This is a genomic window from Pseudonocardia sp. P-1 (assembly GCF_058111925.1).
Map to the genome: position 1 here is coordinate 2,837,391 of NZ_CM176614.1, position 25,350 is coordinate 2,862,740.

23 protein-coding genes, 1 tRNA gene, 1 other RNA gene and 1 pseudogene are annotated in these 25,350 nt (G+C 73.1%); 7 read left to right on the forward strand and 19 right to left on the reverse strand.

Annotation, left to right across the window (positions count from 1 at the left end; translation table 11 throughout):
* Nucleotides 1-125 precede the first annotated feature (125 nt).
* Together AC0GKK_RS13815 and AC0GKK_RS13820 are read left to right on the forward strand one after the other, a co-directional pair.
* Nucleotides 126-1,319, forward strand: a complete 1,194-nt coding sequence (locus tag AC0GKK_RS13815) for an MFS transporter (RefSeq protein ID WP_489881786.1) — start codon at nucleotides 126-128, stop codon at nucleotides 1,317-1,319.
* A gap of 355 nt (nucleotides 1,320-1,674) precedes the next feature.
* Nucleotides 1,675-2,619 (forward strand): endonuclease/exonuclease/phosphatase family protein, encoded by a 945-nt coding sequence (locus AC0GKK_RS13820; RefSeq protein ID WP_489881787.1) that lies wholly within the window; start codon nucleotides 1,675-1,677, stop codon nucleotides 2,617-2,619.
* Nucleotides 2,620-2,685: 66 nt separating this feature from the next.
* Here the strand turns inward: AC0GKK_RS13820 and AC0GKK_RS13825 are convergent, their stop codons facing one another.
* From AC0GKK_RS13825 to AC0GKK_RS13835, 3 genes are all read right to left on the reverse strand, one after another.
* Nucleotides 2,686-3,759, reverse strand: a complete 1,074-nt coding sequence (locus AC0GKK_RS13825) for an aspartate-semialdehyde dehydrogenase (protein ID WP_251783105.1) — start codon at nucleotides 3,757-3,759, stop codon at nucleotides 2,686-2,688.
* A gap of 6 nt (nucleotides 3,760-3,765) precedes the next feature.
* The gene (locus tag AC0GKK_RS13830) at nucleotides 3,766-5,031 is read right to left on the reverse strand and encodes an aspartate kinase (protein WP_073575765.1); all 1,266 of its coding nucleotides are present in this window, start codon (nucleotides 5,029-5,031) and stop codon (nucleotides 3,766-3,768) included.
* A gap of 227 nt (nucleotides 5,032-5,258) precedes the next feature.
* Nucleotides 5,259-5,756: a CGNR zinc finger domain-containing protein gene (locus tag AC0GKK_RS13835; protein WP_253067159.1), complete on the reverse strand. Its 498-nt coding sequence runs from the start codon at nucleotides 5,754-5,756 to the stop codon at nucleotides 5,259-5,261.
* 56 nt (nucleotides 5,757-5,812) lie between these two features.
* Here AC0GKK_RS13835 and AC0GKK_RS13840 point away from each other — a divergent pair, with 56 nt between their 5' ends.
* A complete protein-coding gene (locus AC0GKK_RS13840; protein ID WP_167379067.1) occupies nucleotides 5,813-5,974 on the forward strand; it encodes a hypothetical protein in 162 nt (53 codons plus the stop codon).
* Between the two features lie 6 nt (nucleotides 5,975-5,980).
* Here AC0GKK_RS13840 and AC0GKK_RS13845 read toward each other — a convergent pair whose 3' ends face one another.
* Complete coding sequence (locus AC0GKK_RS13845; protein ID WP_405420203.1) at nucleotides 5,981-7,378, reverse strand: amidase; 1,398 nt, start codon at nucleotides 7,376-7,378, stop codon at nucleotides 5,981-5,983.
* A 144-nt stretch (nucleotides 7,379-7,522) separates the two neighbouring features.
* Nucleotides 7,523-7,828, reverse strand: a complete 306-nt coding sequence (locus AC0GKK_RS13850; RefSeq protein WP_073575761.1) for a hypothetical protein — start codon at nucleotides 7,826-7,828, stop codon at nucleotides 7,523-7,525.
* Nucleotides 7,829-8,120: 292 nt separating this feature from the next.
* On the opposite strand from AC0GKK_RS13850, the gene leuA reads away from it, so the two are divergent.
* Nucleotides 8,121-9,917, forward strand: a complete 1,797-nt coding sequence (gene leuA, locus AC0GKK_RS13855; protein ID WP_482636341.1) for a 2-isopropylmalate synthase — start codon at nucleotides 8,121-8,123, stop codon at nucleotides 9,915-9,917.
* Nucleotides 9,918-10,008: 91 nt separating this feature from the next.
* Here the strand turns inward: leuA and AC0GKK_RS13860 are convergent, their stop codons facing one another.
* From AC0GKK_RS13860 to AC0GKK_RS13885, 6 genes are all read right to left on the reverse strand, one after another.
* Complete coding sequence (locus AC0GKK_RS13860; protein WP_489881788.1) at nucleotides 10,009-11,112, reverse strand: ABC transporter ATP-binding protein; 1,104 nt, start codon at nucleotides 11,110-11,112, stop codon at nucleotides 10,009-10,011.
* The gene (locus tag AC0GKK_RS13865; protein WP_280118322.1) at nucleotides 11,109-12,119 is read right to left on the reverse strand and encodes an ABC transporter ATP-binding protein; all 1,011 of its coding nucleotides are present in this window, start codon (nucleotides 12,117-12,119) and stop codon (nucleotides 11,109-11,111) included. Before AC0GKK_RS13865 ends, AC0GKK_RS13860 begins: the two co-directional genes overlap by 4 nt.
* Nucleotides 12,116-13,042: an ABC transporter permease gene (locus AC0GKK_RS13870; protein ID WP_062399557.1), complete on the reverse strand. Its 927-nt coding sequence runs from the start codon at nucleotides 13,040-13,042 to the stop codon at nucleotides 12,116-12,118. Before AC0GKK_RS13870 ends, AC0GKK_RS13865 begins: the two co-directional genes overlap by 4 nt.
* Nucleotides 13,039-14,043 carry an ABC transporter permease gene (locus AC0GKK_RS13875; RefSeq protein ID WP_062399555.1) on the reverse strand — a complete coding sequence of 335 codons (1,005 nt, stop codon included), beginning with the start codon at nucleotides 14,041-14,043 and terminating at the stop codon, nucleotides 13,039-13,041. The genes AC0GKK_RS13870 and AC0GKK_RS13875 overlap by 4 nt, the downstream gene beginning before the upstream one ends.
* Nucleotides 14,044-14,119: 76 nt before the next feature.
* On the reverse strand, nucleotides 14,120-15,772 hold the full coding sequence (locus AC0GKK_RS13880) for an ABC transporter substrate-binding protein (protein ID WP_489881789.1): 1,653 nt from the start codon (nucleotides 15,770-15,772) through the stop codon (nucleotides 14,120-14,122).
* A gap of 114 nt (nucleotides 15,773-15,886) precedes the next feature.
* Nucleotides 15,887-16,807, reverse strand: a complete 921-nt coding sequence (locus AC0GKK_RS13885) for a helix-turn-helix domain-containing protein (RefSeq protein ID WP_253067155.1) — start codon at nucleotides 16,805-16,807, stop codon at nucleotides 15,887-15,889.
* A gap of 246 nt (nucleotides 16,808-17,053) precedes the next feature.
* Between AC0GKK_RS13885 and AC0GKK_RS13890 the strand changes: the two genes are divergently transcribed.
* Entirely contained in the window at nucleotides 17,054-17,257 is a 204-nt protein-coding gene (locus AC0GKK_RS13890) for a hypothetical protein (RefSeq protein ID WP_253067154.1), read from the forward strand.
* A gap of 123 nt (nucleotides 17,258-17,380) precedes the next feature.
* Here the strand turns inward: AC0GKK_RS13890 and recR are convergent, their stop codons facing one another.
* Nucleotides 17,381-17,998, reverse strand: a complete 618-nt coding sequence (gene recR / locus AC0GKK_RS13895; protein WP_062399547.1) for a recombination mediator RecR — start codon at nucleotides 17,996-17,998, stop codon at nucleotides 17,381-17,383.
* Between the two features lies 1 nt (nucleotide 17,999).
* Nucleotides 18,000-18,314, reverse strand: a complete 315-nt coding sequence (locus AC0GKK_RS13900) for a YbaB/EbfC family nucleoid-associated protein (RefSeq protein WP_060713646.1) — start codon at nucleotides 18,312-18,314, stop codon at nucleotides 18,000-18,002.
* Nucleotides 18,315-18,441: 127 nt separating this feature from the next.
* Here AC0GKK_RS13900 and AC0GKK_RS13905 point away from each other — a divergent pair, with 127 nt between their 5' ends.
* Nucleotides 18,442-19,245, forward strand: a complete 804-nt coding sequence (locus AC0GKK_RS13905; protein WP_253067153.1) for an N-acetylmuramoyl-L-alanine amidase — start codon at nucleotides 18,442-18,444, stop codon at nucleotides 19,243-19,245.
* Here the strand turns inward: AC0GKK_RS13905 and AC0GKK_RS13910 are convergent.
* From AC0GKK_RS13910 to ffs, 3 genes and pseudogenes are all read right to left on the reverse strand, one after another.
* Nucleotides 19,172-20,140: a hypothetical protein gene (locus tag AC0GKK_RS13910; RefSeq protein ID WP_489884024.1), complete on the reverse strand. Its 969-nt coding sequence runs from the start codon at nucleotides 20,138-20,140 to the stop codon at nucleotides 19,172-19,174. The two genes, AC0GKK_RS13905 and AC0GKK_RS13910, sit on opposite strands and share 74 nt — an antisense overlap.
* A gap of 171 nt (nucleotides 20,141-20,311) precedes the next feature.
* Nucleotides 20,312-21,910, reverse strand: a pseudogene (locus tag AC0GKK_RS13915) (DNA polymerase III subunit gamma and tau); the annotation flags it as partial.
* Nucleotides 21,911-21,961: 51 nt separating this feature from the next.
* An RNA gene (ffs, locus tag AC0GKK_RS13920) (signal recognition particle sRNA small type) lies at nucleotides 21,962-22,056 on the reverse strand.
* A gap of 80 nt (nucleotides 22,057-22,136) precedes the next feature.
* On the opposite strand from ffs, the gene AC0GKK_RS13925 reads away from it, so the two are divergent.
* A tRNA-Ser gene (locus AC0GKK_RS13925) sits at nucleotides 22,137-22,224 on the forward strand.
* A 74-nt stretch (nucleotides 22,225-22,298) separates the two neighbouring features.
* Here AC0GKK_RS13925 and AC0GKK_RS13930 read toward each other — a convergent pair.
* Genes AC0GKK_RS13930 through AC0GKK_RS13940 form a run of 3 tightly spaced genes read right to left on the reverse strand, consistent with a single transcriptional unit; the run spans nucleotide 22,299 to nucleotide 25,335 of the window.
* A complete protein-coding gene (locus AC0GKK_RS13930) occupies nucleotides 22,299-23,528 on the reverse strand; it encodes a tyrosine-type recombinase/integrase (protein WP_489881790.1) in 1,230 nt (409 codons plus the stop codon).
* Nucleotides 23,525-23,719 (reverse strand): excisionase family DNA-binding protein, encoded by a 195-nt coding sequence (locus tag AC0GKK_RS13935; RefSeq protein ID WP_489881791.1) that lies wholly within the window; start codon nucleotides 23,717-23,719, stop codon nucleotides 23,525-23,527. Before AC0GKK_RS13935 ends, AC0GKK_RS13930 begins: the two co-directional genes overlap by 4 nt.
* Nucleotides 23,716-25,335 (reverse strand): replication initiator, encoded by a 1,620-nt coding sequence (locus AC0GKK_RS13940; protein ID WP_489884025.1) that lies wholly within the window; start codon nucleotides 25,333-25,335, stop codon nucleotides 23,716-23,718. Before AC0GKK_RS13940 ends, AC0GKK_RS13935 begins: the two co-directional genes overlap by 4 nt.
* Between the last annotated feature and the right edge of the window lie 15 nt (nucleotides 25,336-25,350).

Genomic DNA, 25,350 nt, shown 5'->3' on the forward strand with positions numbered 1-25,350 from the left:
CGCTCCCGCGGCTGCGCGGCCGCGTCGCGGTCGGCGGTGTTCGGTCCCCAAGGACTTCCCGTGGGGTCCCGGCCGAAACCCGAAACCGGTGCGCGACGACGACGGGCGCGGGTCAGGATGGGGTCGTGCCCGACACCGCCGCCACCGCACCCCGCGCCGGCCCGGGTGCGTTCGCCGACGTGCTGCGCCTGCCCGGGGTCGGTGCGATCACCGCGATCGGCATGGCCGCCCGCATCCCCGCGACGGCCGTCGGCGTCACCCTGACCCTGCACACCGTCACCACGCTCGGCCACGGCTTCGGCGCCGCCGGGCTGGTCGCCGCCGCGGTCCCGACCGGGATGGCGATCGGCGCCCCGCTGCTCGGCACGATGGTCGACCGGCACGGGCTGCGGCCGGTCCTGGCGCTGACGATGACCGCGGGCCTGCTGTTCTGGTCGGTGGCGCCGCTGCTGGGTTACGCCGGTCTGCTCGGCGCCGCCTTCGTCGCCGGCATCCTGACCCTCCCGGTGTTCTCGCTGGTCCGGCAGGTCATCGCGGCCGCCGTCCCGGCCGGACGACGCCGCCCCGCCTTCGCGCTGGACTCGATGACCGTCGAGATCTCCTACATGACCGGGCCCGCCGTCGGGTCGCTGCTGACGGTGTGGCTGGGCTCGGCGACGACGATGCGCGTGATCGGCGCCGGGTTCGTCCTGGCCGGGATCGCGCTGTGGCGGCTCGACCCACCGGTCCGTGCCGACGGCAACGGGGCCGCCCGCACCGGCCCCCGCCCCCCGCTGCGCAGCTGGCTGACCCGACCGCTGGTCGGCGCGCTGCTGGCGGTGACCGCCGCGGTGATCGCGATCATGGGCACCGAGTTCGCGTTCATCGCCGCCCTCACCTCCTCCGGGCAGGCGTGGGCGATCGCGCTGGTCAACGCCGTGTGGTGCCTGGCGTCGCTGGTCGGCGGGTTCCTCTACGGCAGCGCCCGCCGCAGCCTGCCGCTGCCGCTGCTGCTCGCCGCGCTCGGGCTGGCGACGCTCCCGGCGGCGCTGGCCTGGTCGTGGTGGAGCCTGCTGTTCCTGCTGCTCCCCGCGGGTCTGGCGACCGCGTCGACGCTCGCGGCGGGCAGTGCCGCGATCGGCGACCTCGCCCCGGACCGGGTGCGCGGCCTGGTCACCGGCCTGCAGGGCTCCGCGACGACGCTCGGCATCGCCATCGCGACCCCGCTGGCGGGGGTGCTGGTCGACACCGCCTCACCCGGCGTGGCGATGCTGGCCTGTGGGTCGGTCGCGGTCGTCGCCGCCGGGGTGGCGGCGCCGCTGCTGCGCGTCCGGGCCTGACCGGCCGGGGCGGCACGGCCGTCGGTGTCACCGAGATGCACCTCAGCGGGATTCGTGGATCTTCCAGGCCCGCTGGGCTGCATCTCGGCGATCCCGCTGCCGCCGAGATGCACCTCGGGGTCGTCCGAATCGCTCCGCCGGAGCCCTGAGCTGCATCTCGACGTGCGAGCGGTCGACGAGCGGTCGCGCAAGTCGGACACTGAGAGCGCCCACAGACGATCGGCGCAGGGCACCGTCCGGATGCGGCGGGCAGGTGTGCCCCTCGGGCAGACTGGATCGAGTGAGCGCACCGCCCCACCCCGACTCCGAGACCCAGCCCATCCCGAGTGGGCGGCCCCGTCGTCGGGGAGGTCGGGTGCGCTGGGGGTTCGCGCTGTTCCTCGGTGCCGCCGCCGCGCTCGCGACGCTGCCCGACCTCGTCGGTCTCGACGCCCACTCCCCGTTCGCGCAGGTCATCGCCTTCCGGCCGTTGATGGTCGCTGCGCTCGGCGTGCTGGTGGTGGTCGGCCTGCTGATCACCCTGGCCGCCCGCCGGTTCTGGCCGGTGCCGGTCGTCCTCGCGCTGGTCGCGCTGGTCGGCGCCGCGATGGTGCTCCCCCGCACCGTGGCCGACCCCGCGCCCACCGGCGGGACCCCGCTGAAGGTGCTGGCGCTCAACGTCTACGAGGGCAACGCCGACACGCAGTCGCTCGCCGCGCTCGTCGCCGCGGAGAACCCCGACGTCGTCTCGATCCCGGAGGCGGGCGGCCGCTACGAGAGCGAGATCGCGCCGCTGCTGGAGCCGCTGGGCTACCGGACGGCGTCCAGCGTCGACCGCTGGGACCGCGACGTCACCGGCAACACCGTGGCCTGGTCGGACCGGCTCGGCGACGTCCGCACCCGGATCGGCAAGGACGTCCGCTTCGACTACATCGAGATCACCGGCGGCGGCCTGGGGAACCTGCGCTTCGTCGCGTTCCACTCCGTCGCCCCGGTCCCGCGCTCGGTCGGACAGTGGCGCTCGGACCTGGAGACCGTCGCGAAGTGGTGCTCCGGGGCGAGCCCGGCGATCGTCGCCGGCGATTTCAACGCCTCGCTCGACCACTCGGTGTTCCGGGACGCGATCCAGGGCTGCGGCGACGCGGGCTCGCAGACCGGCAACGGGCTGGCCGGGACCTGGCCGACCTGGGCGCCGTCGTGGCTGGGGCCGCAGATCGACCACATCGTCTACAACGGCGGGATCAGCGCCGAGTCCTTCGCGACGCACGAGGTGCCGGGCACCGACCACCGCGCCATCGTCTCGACGCTGCGCCTGCCGTAGCCCTCGGACGCACGACGGCCGCCGCCCCGGGCTCCGGGACGGCGGCCGTCGTGGCGTGTGGAGCGGTCAGCCGGCCGCGGCGACCGTCTCCGCCACCTCGTAGGTGTTCAGGGCGGCACCCTTGCGCAGGTTGTCCCCGCACACGAACAGCTCCAGGGTGTTCGGGAAGTCCAGCGACTGCCGGATCCGGCCCACCACGGTCGGGTCCCCGCCGACGGCGTCGGCCGGGGTCGGCCACTCGCCCGCGGCCGGGTCGTCCTTGACGACGATCGTCGGCTGCGCGCCGAGAACCTTGCGGGCGGCGTCCACCGAGACCTCCGAGGAGAAGGTCGCGTGGATCGCCAGCGCGTGCGTGGTGACGACCGGGACGCGCACGCAGGTCGCGGAGACCTTGAGCTCCGGGATCCCGAGGATCTTGCGGGACTCGTTGCGGACCTTCAGCTCCTCCGACGACCAGCCGTCGTCCTTGAGGGAGCCGGCCCACGGCACGACGTTGAGCACCAGCGGAGCCGGGAACGGCGAGTCGCCGCCGACCGGGATGCCGGCCTCGGTCAGGACGGCCGCGACGTCGCCGGCGGCCTTGCCGAGGTCCTTGCCGGCGACCGCGGACAGCTCGGCCTGCAGCTGGTCGATGCCGGGCTGGCCGGCACCCGACGCGGCCTGGTACGACGACACGACCAGCGCCTCGAGCCCGAACTCGCGGTGCAGCGCACCCATCGCCGCCATCATCGACAGCGTCGTGCAGTTCGGGTTGGCGATGATCCCCTTGGGCCGCTCGGTCACCTTCTCCGGGTTGACCTCCGGCACGACGAGCGGGACCTCGGGGTCCATCCGGAACGCGCCGGAGTTGTCGACGGCGATCGCGCCGCGGGAGGCGGCGATCGGCGCCCACTCGGCGGAGACCTCGTCGGGCACGTCGAACATCGCGATGTCGACGCCGTCGAAGACCTCGGGCTTCAGCTCCAGGACGGTGATGTCCTGGCCGCGGACCGTCAGCACCTTGCCGGCGCTGCGGGCCGAGGCGATCAGGCGGATCTCGCCCCACGGCACCGACTCGCGGGAGTCGATGATCTCGATCATGGTGGTGCCGACGGCACCGGTCGCGCCGACCAGCGCGAGAACGGGTGAGTCCATGGCCATCTCAGCTCACCGGCCCGTTCCGGCGGCGACCACCGCGTCGTCCTCGGCGCCGAGCTCGAACGCCTCGTGCAGCGCCTGCACCGCGTCGTCGAGCTGGTCGGAGCGGCAGATGACCGAGATCCGGATCTCCGAGGTGTTCATGGTCTCGATGTTGATCCCGGCGTCGGAGAGCGCCTCGCAGAACTTCGCGGTGACGCCGGGGTGGTTGCGCATACCGGCGCCGACCAGCGAGACCTTGCCGATGTCGTTGTCGTAGATCAGCTCGGTGAACCCGATCTCGCCCTTCGCGCGCTCCAGCGCCGCGACGGCGGTGTCACCGTCGGTGCGGGGCAGCGAGAAGGTGATGTCGGTCTTCTTGTCCGACACGTTGGAGATGTTCTGCAGCACCATGTCGATGTTGATCTCCGCGTCGGCGACCGTGCGGAAGATCTTCGCCGCCATGCCGGGGGTGTCCGGCACCCCGGTGACGGTGATCTTGCCCTCGGACCGGTCGTGGGCGACGCCGGTGATGATCGGATTCTCCAACGGGATCTCCTCGATCGAGCCGGAGACCAGGGTGCCCGGCTTGTCGTTGTAGGAACTGCGCACCCGCAGCGGGACGCCGTAGCGGCGGGCGTACTCGACGGCGCGCAGGTGCAGCACCTTGGCGCCGGACGCGGCGAGCTCGAGCATCTCCTCGTAGGTCACCGTCTCGAGCAGGCTCGCCTTGGAGACGATCCGCGGGTCGGCGGTGTAGACGCCGTCGACGTCGGAGTAGATCTCGCAGACGTCGGCGTTCAGCGCGGCCGCGAGCGCGACGGCGGTGGTGTCCGAGCCGCCGCGGCCCAGCGTGGTGATGTCGCGGGAGTCCGCGCTCATGCCCTGGAAGCCGGCGACGAGCACGATGTGCCCCTCGTCGAGGGCCTCACGCAGGCGCCACGGGTTCACCTCGGTGATGCGGGCGTCACCGTGCTTCGAGGTGGTGAGCATGCCCGCCTGCGAGCCGGTGAACGACCGGGCCTCCGCGCCGAGGGCGTGGATCGCCATCGCGACGAGTGCGTTCGAGATCCGCTCACCGGAGGTGAGCAGCATGTCCATCTCCCGCAGCGGGGGCTTCGGGGAGATCTGCTCGGCGAGATCGGTCAGCTCGTCGGTGGTGTCCCCCATGGCGGACACGACGACGACGACATCGTGGCCCTCCTTGCGGGTACGGACGATGCGCTCGGCGACCTTCTTGATCCGCTCAGCGTTCTCGACCGACGAACCGCCGTACTTCTGCACGACGAGGGCCACGCCGACCTCCAATCCTGGCTCCGCGGTGGGAGCCGTCGGGTGCTCTCTCTTCGACCGCCGGAATGCGCAGGTGACGCACCGGCGGCGTTGGTCGGAACGGAACAGTACCGGCGAGCGCCGTCCGTTTTCAGGATCTGGACGGTCACCGATGACCCAGACCACACGGGCTCGCCCGCGGACCCCCCGCTCGGGTATGTGCGCGGGCCGTACGGCCCCGGACCGGGGGCTCAGGCCCGGACGGGCTGCTGCCTGCCGCGGTGCCGACGGACCGCGTCGGTGTTGCCGCAGCGTGCGCTGCAGTACCGCTGCCTGCCGTTGCGGGAGACGTCGGCGTAGACGCGGGTGCAGCCCTCGGCGGCGCACCGGCCGAGCCGGTCCATCCCCCGGGTCGCCAGGTGGGTGGCGGTGCCGGTCGCGAGCAGGGCGCGCAGCACACCGGCCAGGCCCAGACCGTCGTCGCGGTGGTGCAGGTGCCAGTGGCCGTCGTGGTCGGTGAGGCGTGGCGGCCCGGTCGACTCGGCGAGCAGGGCGTTGAGCAGCCGTGCCCGCTCCGCGCCCGGCTCGGCGTCGACGACCGCCTCCCACCGGCGCAGGAAGTCGAGCACCGTCGGCAGGTCGGCGCCGACCGGGTCCCAGTCGCGCGTCACCCCGGCGGCGAGACAGCGCGCGACGAGCTCCCCGGTCGACGACGGCGGCGCGTTCACCAGGTCGGCGGCGAGGAGCACCGGATCCCGTCCGTAAGGGTTGATGTGCACTGACCCATTACAGCAACGTCGTCGTCGTGAGTACACCCCTGGACCACGAGTGGGAGACGACGTCGCGGCACCGCACCTCCGACGGCGTCGTGAGCTACCAGCGCTGCCGGTGCGGGGCGTGGCGGATCCGGCTACGCCCGGACCGGGTGGACGGCCCGCGGACCCTCGCCCCGGCCGAGCGCGGGTAGGACCCTTCAGGCCGCGGGACGCGCCAGGCGCTCGACGGCCGCGGCGATCTCCAGCAGGGCGCGGTCGGCGCCGTGGCGGGCGACGAGCTGGACCCCGACCGGGAGCCCGTCGGGGGTCCGGCCGAAGGGCACCGAGACGGCAGGGCAGCCGGTCACGGTGATCAGGTACGCCGAACGCATCCAGTCCAGGTAGGACGCCATCGGGACGCCGTCCACGGTGGCCGGGAACTCCTGGTCGGCCGGGAACGGCGGCACCTGCGACACCGGCAGCACCAGCACGTCGTGCTCGGTGAAGAACTCCCGCATCCGCTGGGCGAGCGTCGTGCGGCGCTGGTACGCGACGGCGACATCAGCGCCGGTCAGCGCCTCGCCTGCCCTGATGTTCGCGGCCAGCGAGGCCTTGAACTCCTGCGGGTGCACGGCGAGCTGCATGCCGAACCGGGCCTGGAAGTGCCAGGCGCGGAGGGTGCGGAAGCACTCGTCGGCGCCGGTCAGGTCGGGCGCGGTGCCCGAGACCGCCGCCCCGGCGCCGGCCAGTGCGTCACCGGCCGCCTCGACGACCGCGGCGACGGAGCGGTCCACGGTGAACGCGCCACCGAGGTCGGCCGACAGCGCCACGCGCAGCCCGGCGAGCGGGACCGGGCGCAGCGGCGAGGCGAAGGTCTCCCCCGGGTCGCCCAGGGCGTGCGGGGCGCGCGGGTCCGGACCGGCGAGCACCGACAGCAGCAGCGCGGCGTCGTCGGTGGTGCGGGCCATCGGACCCCCGGTCGACGTGGTCTCCCACATGTTCGACGACGGCCACTCCGGCACCCGTCCCCACGAGGGGCGCAACCCCACGACCCCGCAGAACGACGCCGGGTTGCGCAGCGAACCGCCCATGTCCGAGCCCTCGGCCAGCGGGACCATCCCGGCCGCCAGCGCGCACGCCGCGCCGCCGGACGACCCACCCGCGGACCGCGTCGGGTCGTGCGGGTTGACCGTGGTGCCGAAGACGCGGTTGAACGTGTGCGAACCGGCCGCGAACTCCGGCACGTTGGTCTTGCCGATCGGCACCACACCGGCGGCCCGGATGCGCTCGACGATCAGGTCGTCGGTGTCCGGGACGTGGTCGGCGAACAGCGGCGAGCCGTAGGTCGTCCGCCACCCCGCGACGGCATGGGTGTCCTTGAACGCGAACGGCAGCCCGTGCAGCGGCCCGACGGGCGCACCGGAGGCCAGCCGCTCGTCGGCGGCGGCGGCACCCGCCCGCGCGCGCTCCACGTCGAGGGAGACGACCGCGTTGAGCTCGGGGTTGCGGGCCTCGATCCGGGCCAGGTGCAGGTCCATCAGCTCGCGGGCCGAGATCTCCCGGGCGCGCAGCGCCGCGACCTGCTCGCGGGCGGTCGAGGCGACCGTGACGGTCACCGCGACCGCACCCGGACGGCTCCGACGCCGGTGGGTCGGGTAGTGCTCATGGGTGGTGCTCCTCCGGGCCGGACGGGTCCGGCGTCGCGGCGCCGGTACGTCCCGGCATCCTGCCACCGCACCCGCGCCCGGCGGGGGGACGTGTCAGACCCGGCGCAGCAGCCGCACGACCACCGTGGTGATGATCAGCCACAGGATCGCGGCGACCCCGTAGTTCAGCGTGACGGCCATCTTCGGCTGGGACGGGGTGAACAGGTCACCGAGACCGAGGTTCAGCTGGGCCGCCCAGGAGGACACGAACTCGGTGAGGAAGTTCGCCGGGTTGGCGTCGAGCAGGGTCAGCACGATGTGCGCGACCAGGATGGCCACGATCACCAGGCCCACGATCCGCACGATCGTCGCGATGATGCCCATGCCCTGCCGCACGGTCGTACCCACGGTTGCCGCCATCACAAACCCCTTCGTCACGGACGGCGTCATGGTTGCACCGCCGCACCCTCACTGCCCTTCCAACGAGGGGAAACGCCGCTGGTTGTGATCACTTCGTTGCGAGCCGGGACTCGGGGCCGGGTTCGACCGTGCGGGTGGTGACTTGCCGCGCAACGGGGGTTCGGGTCTACGGTAGGAGGCATGGCGCGCCTGCTCCTTCGCCGCCGCGGCGGGGTCTGAACCGACCGGCCCCTCGTCGCGGGGTTTCGCGTGTCCGCCGGTCGCCACGACGGCACGACGACGGAGCATTCCCGTGACCACCTCTCCCGACGCCTACGAAGCCCGCGCCCGCAGCAACGTCCGCACCCCCGAGGGCGCGCCGCACGCGACCCAGCCCGCCTGGAACCGGCAGCGCGGCTCGCAGATGCCGGTCCACCGGTACAAGCCCTTCCATCAGCTGGTCGAGCCGGTCTCGCTGCCCGACCGCACCTGGCCGGACAAGGTCATCGACACCGCGCCGCTGTGGTGCGCGGTCGACCTGCGTGACGGCAACCAGGCACTGATCGACCCGATGAGCCCGCTGCGGAAGCGGCGCATGTTCGACCTGCTGGTACGCATGGGCTACAAGCAGATCGAGGTCGGCTTCCCGGCGGCGAGCCAGACCGACTTCGACTTCGTCCGCGAGATCATCGAGCAGGGCGCGATCCCGGAGGACGTGCAGATCCAGGTCCTGACCCAGGCCCGCCCGGAGCTGATCCAGCGGACCTTCGAGGCCTGCGAGGGCGCGCACTCGGCGATCGTCCACCTCTACAACTCGACGTCGATCCTGCAGCGCCGGGTCGTCTTCCGCTCCGACCGCGCGGGCATCACCAAGATCGCCACCGACGGTGCGGAGGAGGTCAGCAAGTTCGCCGAGAAGTACCCGGCGACCGACTGGACCTTCCAGTACTCGCCGGAGTCCTACACCGGCACCGAGCTGGAGTACGCCGTCGAGATCACCAACGCGGTGAGCGCGATCTGGCAGCCGACGCCCGAGCACCCGATGATCGTCAACCTGCCGGCGACGGTCGAGATGGCGACGCCGAACGTCTACGCGGACTCCATCGAGTGGATGCACCGCAACCTGGCCCGCCGCGACGCGCTGGTCCTGTCGCTGCACCCGCACAACGACCGCGGCACCGGCATCGCCGCCGCCGAGCTGGGCTACCAGGCCGGCGCCGACCGGATCGAGGGCTGCCTGTTCGGCAACGGCGAGCGCACCGGCAACGTCGACCTGGTCGCGCTGGGCATGAACATGTTCACCCAGGGCGTCGACCCGCAGATCGACTTCTCCGACATCGACGAGATCCGCCGCACCGTCGAGTACTGCAACCAGCTGCCGGTGCACGAGCGCCACCCGTGGGGCGGCGACCTGGTCTACACCGCGTTCTCCGGCTCCCACCAGGACGCGATCAACAAGGGCTTCGCCGCGATGGAGGCCGACGCCGCGGAGGCCGGTCACCCGGTCGCCGACCACACCTGGGAGGTCCCGTACCTGCCGGTGGACCCGAAGGACATCGGCCGCACCTACGAGGCCGTCATCCGGGTCAACAGCCAGTCCGGCAAGGGCGGCATCGCCTACATCATGAAGACCGAGCACCAGCTCGACCTGCCGCGCCGGCTGCAGATCGAGTTCAGCCACGTCATCCAGGCCTTCACCGACACCGAGGGCGGCGAGGTCGAGCCCAAGGCCATGCGCGACGCGTTCGACGTCGAGTACCTGGGCCGCGAGACCCCGCTCAAGCTGGTGCGCCACCGCGTCCACAGCGACGGCGAGGGCCGCGACGAGATCGTCGCGACCGTGCGCGTCGAGTCCGACCTGCACGAGATCGCCGGGTCGGGCAACGGGCCGATCGCGGCGTTCGTCGACGCGCTGGCCGGGATCGGTTTCGACGTGCGGGTGCTCGACTACCACGAGCACGCGATGGGCGGTGGTGACGACGCCCGCGCCGCGGCCTACGTCGAGTGCGCCGTCGAGGAGAAGGTGTTCTGGGGCGTCGGGATCGACAGCTCGATCACCAGCGCCAGCCTCAAGGGCGTCGTGAGCGCGATCAACCGCGCCCTGCGCTGAGTCCGCGGACCCCTCCCCGCCTGCCCCCAGGGTCACCCTCGTAGCGCTCTAAGCCACGAGAGTTCCCCTGGGGGCACCGCGGGCCCGGGGCTCAGCGGCCGATCGCGTCGCCGACGGTGATCTGCTGGTCGGGGACCTCCGGGCCGCCGCCCGGACCGACGGCGGCGTCGGCCTCCTCCGCGGTCACCTCGTGCGGGGTGATGCGCCCGTCGCGGATCGCCTCGGCGTGGTGGCAGGCGACCCGGTGCCCCGAGGTGTCGCCGTCGAGCACGCGCAGCTGCGGGCGCTCGGTGGAGCACCGGTCGTCCTGGCGCCACGGGCAGCGGGTGTGGAACCGGCACCCGGACGGCGGCGCGGCGGGCGAGGGCAGGTCCCCGGACAGGAGGATCCGCTCGCGGGTGTCCTCCACGGTCGGGTCCGGCTGGGGCACGGCCGAGAGCAGCGCCCGGGTGTAGGGGTGCAGCGGGCCGTCGTAGAGCGCGCGGGCGGGCGCCTCCTCCACGATCGACCCGAGGTACATCACCCCGACCCGGTCCGACACGTGCCGCACGACGGCCAGGTCGTGCGCGATCACCAGGTAGGTCAGGCCGAGCTCGCGTTGCAGCGAGCGCAGCAGGTTGAGCACCTGGGCCTGCACCGACACGTCCAGCGCCGAGACCGGCTCGTCGGCGACGACGAGGTCGGGCTCCACGCACAGGGCCCGGGCGATCCCGATGCGCTGACGCTGCCCGCCGGAGAACTCGTGCGGGTAGCGGCGCAGCGCGGACTCCGGCAGCCCCACCGCGCGCATGAGCTCGGCGAGCCGGTCCGGACCGGCCTCGATCCCGTGCGCGGCCAGGCCCTCGCGCAGCAGCGACCCGACCGACTGGCGCGGGTCCAGGCTGGACATCGGGTCCTGGAACACCATCTGGAACCGGCGGCGCATCCGGCGCAGCGGCTCCCCCTTCAGTGCGGCGACGTCGGTGCCGTCGAAGGACACCGTGCCCGCGGTCGGCTCGGTGAGCTTGAGGATCGCCCGCCCGAGGGTCGACTTGCCGCAGCCGGACTCGCCGACCAGGCCGTAGGTCTCGCCGCGCTCAATCCGCAGCGAGACGCCGTCGACGGCCCGGACGTGACCGACGGTGCGCTGCACCAGCACACCCCGGGTGATCGGGAAGTGGACCTGCAGGTCCTCGACCTCCAGCAGGGGGCTCATGCCGTCGCTCCGATCGGCTCGGGATTGTGGCAGCGCAGCAGCCGGCCCGCCTCGTCGTCGGCCACCGGGGTGACCGAGGTGCAGGTCTCCAGCGCCCGCGGGCAGCGCGGCGCGAACGCGCAGGCGTGGTCCCAGGGCAGGTTGTCCGACACCGACCCGGTGATCGCGGGCAGCTCCGCGGCGGGGTCGGAGTCCAGCCGCGGGATCGACCGGATGAGCCCCGAGGTGTACGGGTGGCGCGGGCCCCCGAACAGGGCGTGCCGCTCCGCGCGTTCCACGACCCGGCCGCCGTAGAGGACGTTGACCCGGTCGCAGAGCCCCGCGACGACGCCCAGGTCGTGCGTGATCATGATCAGTGCCGTTCCCGTCTCGGCGACGAGTTCGCGCAGCAGCTCCAGGATCTGGGCCTGGATGGTGACGTCGAGGGCGGTGGTCGGCTCGTCGGCGATGAGCAGCTTCGGCCGGCAGGCGAGCGCGATCGCGATCAGCGCGCGCTGGCGCATCCCGCCCGACATCTGGTGCGGGTAGGCCGACACGCGTCGTGCCGGGTCGGGGATGCCGACCCGCTCCAGCAGGGCGACGGCCTCCGTACGCGCCTCGTCCTTGCTCATCCCGCGGTGCCGGGTGAGCGCCTCGGTGATCTGGACACCCACCGGGACGACCGGGTTCAGCGACGACAGCGGGTCCTGGAAGACCATCCCGATGTCGCGGCCGCGCCGCTCGCGCAGCTCGGCGTCGGACAGGGTGAGCAGGTCGACGGACTCGTCCCCGGAGGAGAACAGCACCGAGCCGCCCACCCGGGGGGTACGGCCCGGCAGCAGTCCCATGATCGCCAGAGAGGTCACGGACTTGCCGCAGCCGGACTCGCCGACCAGGCCGACGACCTCGCCGGGGCGGACGTCGAACGACACACCGTCGACGGCGACGACGTCGGCCTCGCCTTTGCGGACGAAGCGCACGGACAGGTCCTGGACCTGCAACAACGGGTTCATCGGAGGTGTGGTCATCTCCGGCCTTTCGGGTCGATGGCCTCGCGCAGCGACTCGCCGAGCAGCGTGAACCCGAGCGCGACGACGATGATCGCGATCGCCGGGTAGACCGCCAGCCCGGGCCGGACGTCGAGGTAGGGCTGCGCGGAGGCGAGCATCAGGCCCCACTCGGCGCGGGCCGGGTCGGCGTCGCCGAGGCCGAGGAAGGACAGCGCGGCCGCGTCGAGGATCGCCGTCGCCAGGGTCAGCGTGGCCTGCACGATCACCGGGCCGATCGCGTTGGGCAGCATGTGCCGCAGCACGACCGCCCGTCGCTTCACGCCGAGCGCGGTGGCCGCGAGGACGTGGTCGGAGTCGCGCTGGGCGAGCATCGACCCGCGCAGCAGCCGCGCGAAGATCGGCACGTTCACCAGCGCGACGGCGATGATGACCGTGGTCTGGCTGGGCCGGGCGGCCAGCGCCGCGACCGAGATCGCGAGCAGCAGCGACGGGATCGACAGCAGCACGTCGGTGACGCGCATGAGGACGGTGTCGATCCAGCCGCCGAACGCGCCGGCGAGCACACCGATGACCAGGCCCGCCGCGAGCCCGAACACGGTCGCGAGCACGCCGACGAGCAGGGTCTGACGCGACGCCAGGATCATCCGGGAGAACTCGTCGCGGCCGTTCTGGTCGCTGCCGAGCAGGAAGCCGGGCTGCGGTCCGGGGATCGAGCCGGGGCGCAGCTGGTCGAGCAGCTGCGGGAACGCCTGGGCCGGGTCGTGCGGGGCCAGCAACGGCGCGAACACCGAGACCAGCACGAACACCCCGATGATCACCGCCCCGACGATCGCGGTGGGGCTGCGGCGCAGCCGGCGCAGTGCGTCCGCGGACAGACTGCGGCCGGCGGTGTCGTCGATCCGGTCCTTCCGCCGCTGCGCCCAGGTGGTCGGTGCGCTCATCGCAGCCTCACCCTCGGGTCGATCACGGCGTAGGACAGGTCGACGAGCAGGTTGACCAGCACGTAGATGAGCGCGCCGAGCAGCACCACGGCCTGCAGCCGCGGGTAGTCGCGGCGCTCGATGCCCTCGGCGATCAGGGTGCCGATGCCGGGCCGGTTGAACACCTTCTCCGTCAGCACCGCACCGGCGAGGAGCAGACCGGTCTGCAGCCCGATCGTCGTCGAGACCGGCAGCAGCGCGTTGCGCAGCACGTGCCGGCCGCGGACGGTGCCCGGCGCGAGCCCCTTGGCGTTGGCGGTGCGGACGAAGTCGGACTCCAGCACGTCGAGCACCGAGGCCCGGGTGATCCGCACGATGACGGCGAGCGGGATCGTGGCGAGGGTGACGGCGGGCAGCACGAGGTGGAGCAGCGAGTCCCAGCTGGCGTCGAACTCGCGGGTCAGCAGGCCGTCGAGGGTGGGGAAGCCGGTGACCGAGGTGGCGTCGATGCCGGTCGACTGCAGTCCGGACGGCGGGAACAGGCCGAGGTCGACGGCCAGGAACTGCTTGAGCACGTAACCGAGGAAGAACACCGGCACGGCGACGCCGACCAGGGTCCCGACGATGGTCAGGTTGTCCCAGATCCCGCCGCGGTGGCGGGCCGCGAGGTAGCCCAGCGGGATCCCGAGGGCGACGGCGAGCAGCAGGGCCGACAGGGACAGCTCGATCGTCCCCGGCAGCGCGCGGCCGAGCTCGGTGATCACCGGGTCACCGGTGACCAGCGAGGCGCCGAAGTCGCCGGTCAGCGCCCGGCCGAGGTAGTGCAGGTACTGGATCGGGATGGGCTGGTCCAGGCCCAGCGTCTTGTTCAGTGCCGCGATCGACTCCGGGGTCGCCTTGTCTCCGAGCAGCGCACCGGCCGGTCCGCCGGGCAGCGAGCGCAGCCAGGCGAACAACAGCACGGACAGGATGAGCAGCGTCGGGACGACCTGGAGCAGGCGGCGCGCGACGAAGCGCAGCATGCGTGGATGTCCTCAGTGGTGGGAGGCGGGACACGCGACCGGGCGCCGCGGGGTCTCCGCGGCGCCCGGGGCACGGTCAGTTCTTGCTGACGGAGACGAAGCGCTCGTCGGTCAGCGGCGACGGGATCACGCCCTGCACGTCCGGTCCGACGACGATCGCCGGGCCGGTGGTCAGGATCGGCACGGCCGGCAGGTACTTGGCCATGATGTCCTTGTTCGCCTGCTGGTACGCGGCGGCGTGACCGGCCGGGTCCGGGATGGAGTCGGCCTTGGCCAGCTCGGCGAACATCGCCGGGTCCTGCGGCCCGAACTCGGCCTTCTCCCGGCCGAAGAACGTGCCCACGAAGTTGCCGGCGTCGTTGTAGTCGCCGGTCCAGCCGAGCATGTGCAGGTCGTGCTTGCCCGCCTTCTGGACGTCGTCCTTGTAGCCGCCGTTCCACGGCCGCGCGACCGGGTTGACCGTGATGCCGACGGCCTTCAGGTTCGCCGACATCGCCGAGAACAGGTCCGCCGGGTTCGGCATGTAGGGCCGGGTGATCTCGGTCGGGTAGTAGAAGTTCAGCGTCAGGTTCTGCGCGCCGGCCTCGGCGAGCAGCTGCTTGGCCTTCTCCGGGTCGTACGGGTACTGGGTGACGTCGTCGGCGTAGCCCGCGACGGTCGGCGGCACGAACTCCTTCGCGACCGCGGAGCCCTCGGGCATCTTGGTGCGGACCAGCGACTCGCGGTCGATGGCGTACGCGAGCGCCTGGCGGACCCGCAGGTCCTTGAGCTTCGGGTTGTTCTTGGTGTTGATGCCCATGTAGAGCAGCGAGAACGGCTGGCGGATCAGCACCTGGTCACCCTGGTCCTTCAGGGTCTGGTAGTCCGCCGGGGACGGGTAGTCGTAGCCGTCGATGGTGCCGGCGGCCAGCTCCTGCTTGCGGGCGTTCTCGTCGGGGATGATCTTGAAGATGAGCCGGTCGAGCTTCGCCTTCTCGCCCCAGTACTGGTCGTTGCGGACCAGGGTGATCGTGTTGTTCGCCTTGTCGAAGCTCTCGAACTTGAACGGCCCGGTGCCCGTCGGGTGCTCGTTCGCATAGGCGGGGTAGGTGAAGGAGTCACCACTCTGGGTGACGGCGTCGGCGTCGTACTGCTTGAGCGCCGCCGGGCTGGAGATCGAGAACGACGTGAGGCCGAAGGCGGCCGGGAACGCGCCCTTGAACTTGTTCAGCGCCAGGACGGCGGTGTTCGGGCTCTGCGCCGTGCAGGACTTGTACAGCGGGGCGCCCGAGGCGTCGCCCTCGTTCTTGGCGAAGCCCTCGAAGACGTCGCCGTAGTAGATCATCTGGCTCTGCGCCGCGGCGCCCTTCATGGTGAACCAGCGGTCGAAGTTCGCACAGACCGCGGTCGCGTCGAGCGGCGTGCCGTCGTGGAACGTGACGCCCTCGCGGAGGGTGAACGTCCAGGTCTTGCCGTCCGGCGTGGACTTCCACTCGGTGGCCAGGCCGGGCTCGAGCTCGGTGGTCCCGGGCTTGTAGGTGATCAGCGTGTCGAACATCTGCCGGGCCGGGCGGAAGCTCTCGCCGTCGTCGTTGAAGATCGGGTCGAAGTTCTTCGGCGCACCCGCGGCGCCGAACACGAACGTCCCCCCGGCGGCGTCGCCACCCGCTCCGCGCTCCGAGCTCGCGCAGGCGGTCATGCCCACTGCGAGCACGCCCGCCATGACCGCCGTCATCCACCGTCTGCGCATTCCGGTCCCCTCGTCGGCAGAGGCGTCCACCCGATGTGTGCGTGCGGACACCTGATGACGGGGAAACCTATAGCGGTCCGTTACCAACCGGTAGACCCTTGCGTCACGATAGTGCTACGAACTGGTACGCACGTCCCGTTCGTCCGGGCCGTCGTCGACGGCCGACCGGTGCGCGTCCCGGTGGGCCGACACCGCGGCCCGCGAGGCGTCCTCGCCGAGCGCGGCGGCCCGGACCTCGTCGAAGACCTCGCGGTAGGTGCGCAGGTCGGCGGGCGACTCCAGGAACGACTCCCCCGCGTGCCCCTCGGTGTGGACGACGTCGGGGCCGAGCTCGTCGGGGACGGTCAGGATCGCGAAGCGGCCGGCGTGCGCCCGCTGCGGCCCGGCGCCGAACGGGAGCACGCGCAGCGTCACGTCGGGCAGGCCCGACAGCGTGAGCAGCCGGTCGAGCTGCTCGGCCATCACCGCGGGGCCGCCGGTCGCGCGGGCGAGCACGGCCTCGTCGACGACGGCGTCGAGCACCAGTGGCGGCGTCGCGGTGAGCGCCTCGTGGCGACGTCCGCGCAGCCGCACGAGCTGGTCGATCTCCCAGTCCGGGCGCCCCGGGAGCCGGGCACGCAGCGCGGCGTGTGCGTAGGCGGGCGTCTGGAGCAGCCCGTGCAGCACGGTCAGGTCGAACGCGGCGACGGCGGTCGCGTCGGACTCGGCGGCGGCGTAGCGCCCCGGCGGCGGCAGGAAGTGCGGGTCACTGCGCAGGCCCTCGGTGAACGGCTCCCACCAGCCGCGGGTGCGGCTCTCGGTGACGAGCCGCTCGAGCATCTCCGCCTCGACCCCGGCGACTCCGCCGTAGACCTCGACCAGCGCGGCGACGTCGGCCGGGCGCGGCACCCCCTTGCCGTTCTCCAGCCTGCTGATCTTCGACGTCGAGCAGCCCACGCCACCCGCGGCGTCCTCCAGCTTCAGACCGGCGTTGACGCGCAGCCTGCGCAGTTCGGCGCCCAGCCGTCGTCGCGCGCCGGTCGGCTCCTGCTCCACCTCGCGCTCCCTCCGTGGCCCCGCCGTGCAATCTACAGTTCTGTGCAATTCCCTGTGCCTGCAATTGCACGGACGCGTGTCGTCGTGCATCCTGGACTCACCCGGACGTGACGGCGGACACACCAACCGTGGCGACCGGGGACCACGGACCGACCGCGACACACGAAGGGAGATTGACATGATCCGCAGGACGCAGGTGCCGCACACAGGCACGCACCACAGCGCCCGTACCGGGCGGTGGTCGCCGTGATCGCGCTGGTGGCGGTGGCCATGGCCGGGCTGGCCACGCTGGTCGTCTCGGCGATCGTGATCGGGGTGACCGAGCGGCGCCGGAGCGAGGCGTGGCGCCGGATCGCCGAGCAGCGACGCCGGGAGTGGGAGCGCAGGCAGCGCCAGCTCCACGGCCGGCCGCACCACGTGGACGCGTGGGGCGACGAGGATTCCGACTGACACCGCTCTCGAGACCCACCGGGAAGGAAGGACGGCGCAGCGGCGGGGGGTTGCTGCGCCGGGTGGCCGGTCACGGCCGGGGCAACGCGCCCTGGACGGACCGGCCCGTCCTGTGTCCGGGGGCTAGAGGGCCCGCCGGCCGGCGAGCGCGCGGCCGAGCGTCATCTCGTCGGCGAACTCCAGGTCGCCGCCCATCGGCAGGCCGGACGCGAGCCGCGTGACGCTCAGGCCCGGGAAGTCGCGCAGCAGCCGGACCAGGTAGGTCGCGGTCGCCTCGCCCTCGGTATTGGGGTCGGTCGCGATGATGACCTCGGAGATCTCGGTCTCGTCGGTCGCCGGACCGGTGCCACCGAGGCGGGCGAGCAGCTCGCGGATCCGCAGCGTGTCCGGGCCGATCCCGGCCAGCGGGTCGAGCGCACCGCCGAGCACGTGGTAGCGCCCCTTGAACTCCCGGGTCCGCTCGACGGCCAGGACGTCCTTGGGCTCCTCGACCACGCACACCAGCGTCGGGTCGCGTCGCGCGTCGGAGCAGTAGCGGCAGCGGGTGTCCGACGCGACGTTGCCGCACACGTCGCAGAACGCGACGCCCTGCTTGACCGTCTGCAGGACCTCCTGGAGCCGGTTGATGTCGGCCGGGTCCGCGGCGAGCAGGTGGAACGCGATGCGCTGGGCGCTCTTCGGACCGACCCCGGGCAGGCGCCCCAGCTCGTCGATCAGGTCCTGGACCGGTCCTTCGAACACCTCAGGCGCCCGGGAGGCCCAGGCCGCCCATGTCGAGACCGCCGGCGAGCGGACCCATCTTCTCCTGCTGCAGCTCCTGCGCACGGCGGACCGCGTCGGCGAGCGCGCCGGCGACGAGGTCCTGCAGGGTCTCGACGTCCTCGGGGTCCACGACCTTCGGGTCGATCCGCACCGAGCGCGGCTCCAGGCCCGCGGTGACGGTGACCTCGACCAGCCCGTTCCCGGCCTGGCCGGTGACCTCGGCGGTCGCGAGCTCGGCCTGGGCCTGCTGGAGCTGCTGCTGCATCTTCTGGGCCTGCTGCAGGATCATCTGCATGTCGGGCTGACCGGGTTGCACGCGTACCCCTCGCTGTCGGGTCCGGCTCGCGCGATCGGGGGCTTCCCCGGCGCGACCGGCGCGGACGTGTCCTTCTCCCAGGGTAGACGTGTCAGGCTGACCGACCGTGCGCGCCCTGATCCGTTCCGCCACAGCCGTCCTCCCGGCCGTCGTCGCGCTGCTGTGCGCCGGCTGCGGCGCAGCGGCACCGGCTCCGCCCTCGGTCGACGCGACCCCGGTACCGGCCGCGACGACCCGTTCGCTGCCCACCACCCCGGCGCCGGTCCCCGCCCCCGTCGTGCTGCTCGACCCCGGGCACAACGGCGGCAACGCCGCGGACCCTGCCGCGGTGAACCGGCCGGTCCCCGACGGGCGCGGCGGGACCAAACCGTGCAACACGACCGGCACCTCCACGAACGCCGGCTACGCCGAGCACACCTTCACCTGGGACCTGGCCGGGCGGGTGCGGTCCCGGCTGGAGGCCGCCGGTGTGCGGGTGGTGCTCACCCGCTCCGACGACGACGGCGTCGGCCCCTGCGTCGACGCCCGCGGTGCGGCGGGCGGCCGGGCCGGTGCGGCGCTGGCCGTGTCGCTGCACGCGGACGGCGCGGCGGCCTCGGCCCGCGGGTTCCACGTCGCGTACGCGGAGCCCGCGGTGCACGGGACCGGACCGGCGTCGCTGCGCCTGGCCACCGGGCTGCGGGACGCGCTCCGCTCGGCCGGGTTCGCCCCGGCCGGTTACATCGGCCGCGACGGGCTCGACGGCCGCGAGGACCTGGCCGGCCTGAACATCTCGACCGTGCCGACCGCGCTGGTGGAGGCGGGCAACATGCGCAACGCCGGCGACGCCGCCGTGCTCACCGACCCCGCCGGGCGGGACCGGATCGCGGCGGCGGTGGCCGCTGCGGTGCTGGCACAGCTGCGCCGCTGACCACCTGCGCCCCGGCCACCACCCGTCCGGGCCGGGGGTCAGCGCGGGTCGATCGCGCGGGCCCCCAGGTGCGAGGTGAGGATCTCCAGCGCGGCGGCCTCGGGGTCCCGACGGGCGCCCGGCGACGCCGCCTCGGCCGCGGCCTCGGCGAGCATGTCCTCCTCCTCGGCGGCCTGGTTCCGTACCGGGGCGGGTCGTGCGCCCGGACCGTCGCCCCCTGCGGTCCGGCATCACGAGGGTCCGGCGGTGCGTCCTCCGGCGGCGGCTCCGGCGGCAGCGGGACGTCGGGGTCCCCCGCGGGACGGCGGGTGGGCCGCCCGCCCTGCTCGCGCTGCGGGGCGTCGCGCTGGGAGGGGCGCTGCGGCACCGCCCGCTGCGCGCGTTCCGGTGTGGCGGCGCGACGCGCGGTCGCGGCCTCCCCGGTGTCGCAGTGGACCCGCCACTGGACCCCGAGGACGGCGCGCAGCGCATCGGCGATCACATCGGTGTTGCGCGCCTCGGACAGCCGCCGGGCCAGCGGCGGGGCGCCGATCGCGAGGACCAGGGTGTCGCCGTCGACCGCCCGGACGGTGGCGTTGACCAGCAGCGCCTCGGTGCTGCGGCTGCGCTGACGGACAGCGGCGAGGATCTCCGGCCAGACCCGGCGGACCGCCGTCGCGTCCAGCGACGACGCCGACGACACCGGCTGTGCCGACTCCGGCGGTACGGCGTCGGCGGGGGCGCCGTCGCGGGGCGGGGCGGGACGACGGGCCGGGGCCTCCTGCGCGGTGGGCTCCTCGGTCCCGCCCGCTCCCGGCCCGTCCGCCCGGCGACCGTCCGCCTGCCGCCCCTCTGCGGCCGGGCCGTCCGTACCCGGGCCCTCGGCAGCAGGTCCGTCGGCAGCCGGGCCGTCCACCGGGGCCGGGCCGGCGGTCGCCGGAGCGCGTTCCCCGGAACGCTCCGCACCGGACTCCGCACCGGCGGAGGGAGCAGCGGGCCTGCCCGAGGACGCCGCCTCCGTCGCGGCGCCGCCCGGTCCGCGTGGCCCGGTCGCCTCCTCGGCGTGGGGTGCCGTGGCGCCCGCCGGCCGGGTCCCGGCATCCGCGGCCGCGGGGCCACGACCGGAGCCCTCACCGCCCCGGTCCTGGACGTCGCCGCCCCGGTCCTGGGGGCCGGCGCCCTGGTCCTGGGGGCCGGCGCCCTGGTGGGCACCGGGGGCCGTTGCCGGGGCGGCAGTGGTGGCCGTGGTCCGGCCGTCGGAGCGTTCCGCGGAACGCTCCGCGCCCGCCTCCGGACCGGTCCCCGCGGGCTCCGGGGCGGTGGGTGCCGGGGCGGCGGCGTCCGGGGCGGGGTCGGCGGGGCGCGGCGGCGCCGGGGCGGGCACGGCCATCGGGGCCTCTGCCTCGCGTTCCGCGGAACGCGACGGTGCGCCGCCGGTCGGCTCCGGGGTGGCCGGGCGCTCACTGGGCCGGACGAACCGCTTGGCGGCGCCGCCGTCGTCGGCCGGGCCGGCGGGGCCGGGCGCGATCGCGTTGCGCCGCTCGATGCGCTCCAGACGTTCGAGCAGCCCGCCGTCGGAGGTCGTGGCCGCCGGGAGCAGCATCCGCGAGACCAGCAGCTCCAGCAGCAGCCGCGGGGCCGTCGCCCCGCGCATCTCGATCAGACCCTGGTGCAGGATCTCGCCGTAGCGGGTGAGGGTGGCCGGGCCGAGCCGGGCGGCCTGGTCGGCCATCCGGGGCAGCTCGTCCGCGGCGCCGTCGACCAGTCCCTGCTCGGCGGCGTCCGGCACGGCCTGCACGAGCATCAGGTCGCGGAAGCGCTGCAGCAGGTCCGAGGCGAAGCGACGGGGGTCGTGCCCGGCCTCGACGAGCCGGTCCACCGCGCCGTAGACGGCCGCGCCGTCGGCCGCGGCGAGCGCGTCCACGGTGTCGTCGATCAGGCCGGAGTCGGTCACCCCGAGCAGCGCGACCGCGCGCTCGTAGGTCACACCCTGCGGCCCGGCGCCGGCGAGCAGCTGGTCCAGCACCGACAGCGTGTCTCGGGCCGAACCGCCCCCGGCCCGGATGACCAGCGGGAACACCGGCGGCGCGACGGTCACCTGCTCCTCGCCGCAGATCTTCTCCAGCAGCGCGCGCATCGTGCCGGGCGGGATCAGCCGGAACGGGTAGTGGTGGGTCCGCGACCGGATTGTCGGGAGCACCTTCTCCGGCTCCGTCGTCGCGAACACGAAGACCAGGTGCTCCGGGGGCTCCTCGACGATCTTGAGCAGCGCGTTGAAGCCCTGGGTGGTGACCATGTGCGCCTCGTCGACGACGAACACGCGGTAGCGCGACTCGGCGGGCGCGTAGAACGCCCGGTCACGCAGCTCGCGCGCGTCCTCGACACCACCGTGCGACGCCGCGTCGAGCTCGACGACGTCGATGCTGCCCGACCCCTCGGGGGCGAGCGCGATGCACGAGTTGCAGACGCCGCAGGGGTCCGGGGTCGGCCCCTGCTCGCAGTTCAGCGAACGCGCCAGGATGCGGGCCGAGGACGTCTTGCCGCAGCCCCGCGGCCCCGAGAACAGATACGCGTGGTTGATCCGCCCCGCGGTGAGGGCGGTGGCCAGGGGCTCGGTGACGTGCTCCTGCCCCACGACGTCGGCCAGCTTGGCCGGGCGGTACTTGCGGTACAGAGCCAGAGCCACGAGGGGAAGGCTACCCAGGGGGTCCGACACTCCGGGGACCCGCTCGGAGACAGAAGGGGACCCCGCGCACCCGCCAGAGCCTGTTGACCCTTGCTGCCTTCCGGCCCTGGGGGAGTTCACAGGATGGACGCCGCACGGGGTCCACGGACAGTGTGCCACGGACGGCGCCGTCGGGCGGCGAGGGGGCCGCGTCGGATCACCGAGGGCGTCGCGTAACCTCTTTCGCGGAGGATTCGCCTAGTGGCCTAGGGCGCACGCTTGGAAAGCGTGTTGGGAGCAATCCCTCAGGGGTTCAAATCCCCTATCCTCCGCCAGCCTCTACAGGCAGAACGCCGGGCGGCTCCCACGCGGAGCCCCCGGCGTTCGGCGTTCAGTCTCATTTCCAGTCTCACTTGTCATCTGGCCGACCCCAGATCAGACCGCCCACACGCTGGGCTATGTCGCTGCGCACGACCCCGGTGATGTGCTGGTAGCGGGCCGCCATCGCGGTGGTCGACCAGCCCATCAGGCCCATGACGGCGCGCTCCGGGACACCGAGGATGAGCAGCACCGTCGCGGCCGTGTGCCGGGCGTCGTGCAGGCGACCGTCGCGGACTCCGGCGTCGCGCAGGAGCTTCTTCCAGTGGTGGTAGTCGGTGTTCGGGTTCAGCGGTTCGCCGCGCTCGTCGGTGAAGACGTAGCCGGAGTCCCGCCAGAGCTGTCCGGCCGTGTCCCGCTCGCGGCCCTGCTCCTCGCGGTGTGACTTCAGGAGCGCGACCAGTTCGTCCGGGAGGCCGATGGCGCGGCGTCCGGCGCGCGACTTCGTGTCGTCGGTCTCTGGCCGGTCCGCCAGTCGCTTCGGGCAGTAGCCGGCCTTCTTGCCGCACGAGCCGCCGCAGCCGTGGCGGTAGCGGGGACGGAGCCGGCCCCGGCGGACGAGCAAGGTTCCGGTGTCGAGGTCGACGTCCGTCCAGCGCAGCCCGAGGACCTCACCCTGTCGGAGACCGAGCGCGAGGGCGATGGCCCAGCGGGCGTGGTTCCGTCCCTCGGCGGCGGTGACGAGCAGCCGTCGAACCTCGTCGACGGAGTAGGGCTCCACCTCCGTCTCGCTGACCCGGGGCGCCTTGGCGAGCGTGGCCGGGTTCCTCGTGATCCGTCCGCGGCGTTCGGCCTCACCGAGTGCGGTCCGGAGTGTGCGGTGCGCCTGGTGAGCGGTGCCCGGCGAGCTGCCGTTGCGGATCATCCGCGCGTACAGCTTCTCCAGGTGCTCGGGCTGCAGCCGGTCGAGCCGGTGGGCGCCGATCCCGGGGATCAGGTGCGTGCGGATCGCGACGCGATACCCGGCGAGCGTGTTCTCCCGGACCACCGCGGCGGCGATGTTCTCCACCCAGTGCTCCAGCCACTCGCCCACGGTGCCGACCCGGCCGGTCGCCTGCACGGTTGCCGAATCGCGGTCGCGCTCCAGCTTCCGGACCGCGCGGATGGCGTCCGCCTTGGACTTGCGCATCACGTGTCGCCGGTCGGGCTTGCCGTCGTCCCGAACCCCGACGGTGACCCGGCCGTGCCAGTAGCCGTCCTTGCCCTCGTAGACGCTCGACGTGCCGTTCGGCTGCCGGGTGCGCTTCTTCTCCTCGGTCACGCCGCACTCCCCCGCAGTCCCTCGACGTAGACGACCAGGGCGTCGCGCGGGATGCGCCGGAGCCGCCCGATCCGGACCGACTCGACCTCCCCGGCGGCCACCAGGGCGTACATGAGCGTCCGGCCGATCCCCAGCAGCTCGGCGGCCTCCTCAACTGTCAGCACGATCCGGGCCTCGCTGATCTTCGTCATGCCGCTGCTCCCTCGGTTGCCGAACGGTCGTCGGATGGTGCGTCGGTGGTCGCCAGGAAGGCAGCGTCGTAGTCCGCGCGCCATCGGGAGCGTTGGTTGATCGCATGGAGCAGCAGCACCGTGCGAGGAGGCACGTCCGAGTCCCCGGGTCTGGTGGTCTCCCAGGTGAACGGGCCGTCGTCGACGGCGTAGGCGGGCTTCACCCCGGCGCGGTCCAGGAGTTGCCGAACGAACGCGGTCCGCTCCGCGCGGTGGTCGGACAGGCTCTTGTTGGACCACTTGCGGGATACGAGGACCCGGCGTCCGGCGATGCCGAGGTGTTCGGGCTTGTGCGCTTTGCCCTTGCAATGCCCTGGCGTCGTCCCGGGCCGGGCGCCCTTGGGTTCGATGCCGTAGAGCAGCCAGATCGGGCAGCGCGGCGAGCACGGCGTGACGGCCAGCTCGGCGGCCAGGCGGCGTGCGTGCTCCCGCTGTCGAGACGTCGCGGACTCGTCGAGGCCGGCGGCCTGCCCGACGGACTTGGTGAGGTACTTGGTCAGGTAGCCGATGTGGCGGCCAGCCTCCTCCGAACCGCCGAGGATGCCCTTCACGTGGACCTGCGGCCCGAACACCACCGTGTGCGCCGGGGTGGTCAGCGCGTCCGGGTCAGTGGCCTCGTCCCAGGTCGGTAGCGGCTCGCGGGTGTCGGGGTCGACGAACGCTTTGTGGTGGTTGGCCCAGCGCGGGAGCCGGTCCCCGCTGTAGATGATCTCGTCGTGGGCGGGCCACCACACCTGGTGGTAGGTGGCGGCGGTGATGGCCCGGAGTTCAGAGCGGGGGATGGTGCCGCGGATGGCGGCGTGGAAGTGCGGTGTCCCGCGCTTCTGCGGTTCGACGGTGCCGAAGTACTGCACGTCCCAGCCCACACACCGGCGGGTGTTCTGCCAGAACCGATCGAGCAGCTTCGGGAAGTGGATCGCGTCGCGGGCGGCCCGGCGGTAGTCGTAGGAGTCGGGGTCGAGCGCGGCGCCGTGCTTGTCCACCCGCCCGTACGTGTCCAGTGTGAGCGTGAGGAACGTCGAGGGCCGGTACTTCCCGCCGAACACCCGGCCCACGGTGCGGTCCTCCACCGGACGACGCGGAAGGTTCGGTGCGTCCTGCCGGCGCCGGGTGGAGCGCCGCACGGTCTGCGGTGTCGGGTCGAGCGGCGCCAACCGACCGCGGACCCCGAGGGCGCGTAGCTCGGCGTCGACCTCGGTGACGGTCTCGCGGATCTCCTCGCACTCCTCCTCATCGCCCTTGGCGCGGGCGTCGGTGTAGGCGGCGTGCAGGTCCGCCCGCACCGTCATCAGCTCCTTCTGCGCGGCGGACGGGTCAGCAGGCTTGGCGATCGGTTCGTCCTCGAGGTGCCAGCCCTCCCGGCACTGCACCATGCGCAGGCGTCGGGCCTTCTCCGCACACGGGCGGCACTGGTCCTCCCGCGTCGACCCGCACGGCACGGGCACGACGTCGACCCGGCCGCTGCTCTGGTCGATCCGGCGCATGGCCAGCGGGCGGACACAGACGCCGTGGTCCTCGGCGAGCTGGGTAGCGACCTCGTTGGACAGCGCCAGCATGGCTTTCTGGGCGCGGGTCATCGACTCCTGGTCGAC

What these genes read in the sequence shown, in the direction of transcription:
- AC0GKK_RS13825 (WP_251783105.1), bottom strand. Translation starts at nt 3,759, where the DNA reads ATGGCCATGGACTCACCCGTTCTCGCGCTGGTCGGCGCGACCGGTGCC.
- AC0GKK_RS13860 (WP_489881788.1), bottom strand. Translation starts at nt 11,112, where the DNA reads ATGAGCCCCCTGCTGGAGGTCGAGGACCTGCAGGTCCACTTCCCGATC.
- AC0GKK_RS13935 (WP_489881791.1), bottom strand. Translation starts at nt 23,719, where the DNA reads ATGACGAAGATCAGCGAGGCCCGGATCGTGCTGACAGTTGAGGAGGCC.
- AC0GKK_RS13865 (WP_280118322.1), bottom strand. Translation starts at nt 12,119, where the DNA reads ATGACCACACCTCCGATGAACCCGTTGTTGCAGGTCCAGGACCTGTCC.
- AC0GKK_RS13875 (WP_062399555.1), bottom strand. Translation starts at nt 14,043, where the DNA reads ATGCTGCGCTTCGTCGCGCGCCGCCTGCTCCAGGTCGTCCCGACGCTG.
- AC0GKK_RS13870 (WP_062399557.1), bottom strand. Translation starts at nt 13,042, where the DNA reads ATGAGCGCACCGACCACCTGGGCGCAGCGGCGGAAGGACCGGATCGAC.
- AC0GKK_RS13850 (WP_073575761.1), bottom strand. Translation starts at nt 7,828, where the DNA reads ATGGCGGCAACCGTGGGTACGACCGTGCGGCAGGGCATGGGCATCATC.
- AC0GKK_RS13940 (WP_489884025.1), bottom strand. Translation starts at nt 25,335, where the DNA reads ATGACCCGCGCCCAGAAAGCCATGCTGGCGCTGTCCAACGAGGTCGCT.
- AC0GKK_RS13880 (WP_489881789.1), bottom strand. Translation starts at nt 15,772, where the DNA reads ATGCGCAGACGGTGGATGACGGCGGTCATGGCGGGCGTGCTCGCAGTG.
- AC0GKK_RS13900 (WP_060713646.1), bottom strand. Translation starts at nt 18,314, where the DNA reads ATGCAGATGATCCTGCAGCAGGCCCAGAAGATGCAGCAGCAGCTCCAG.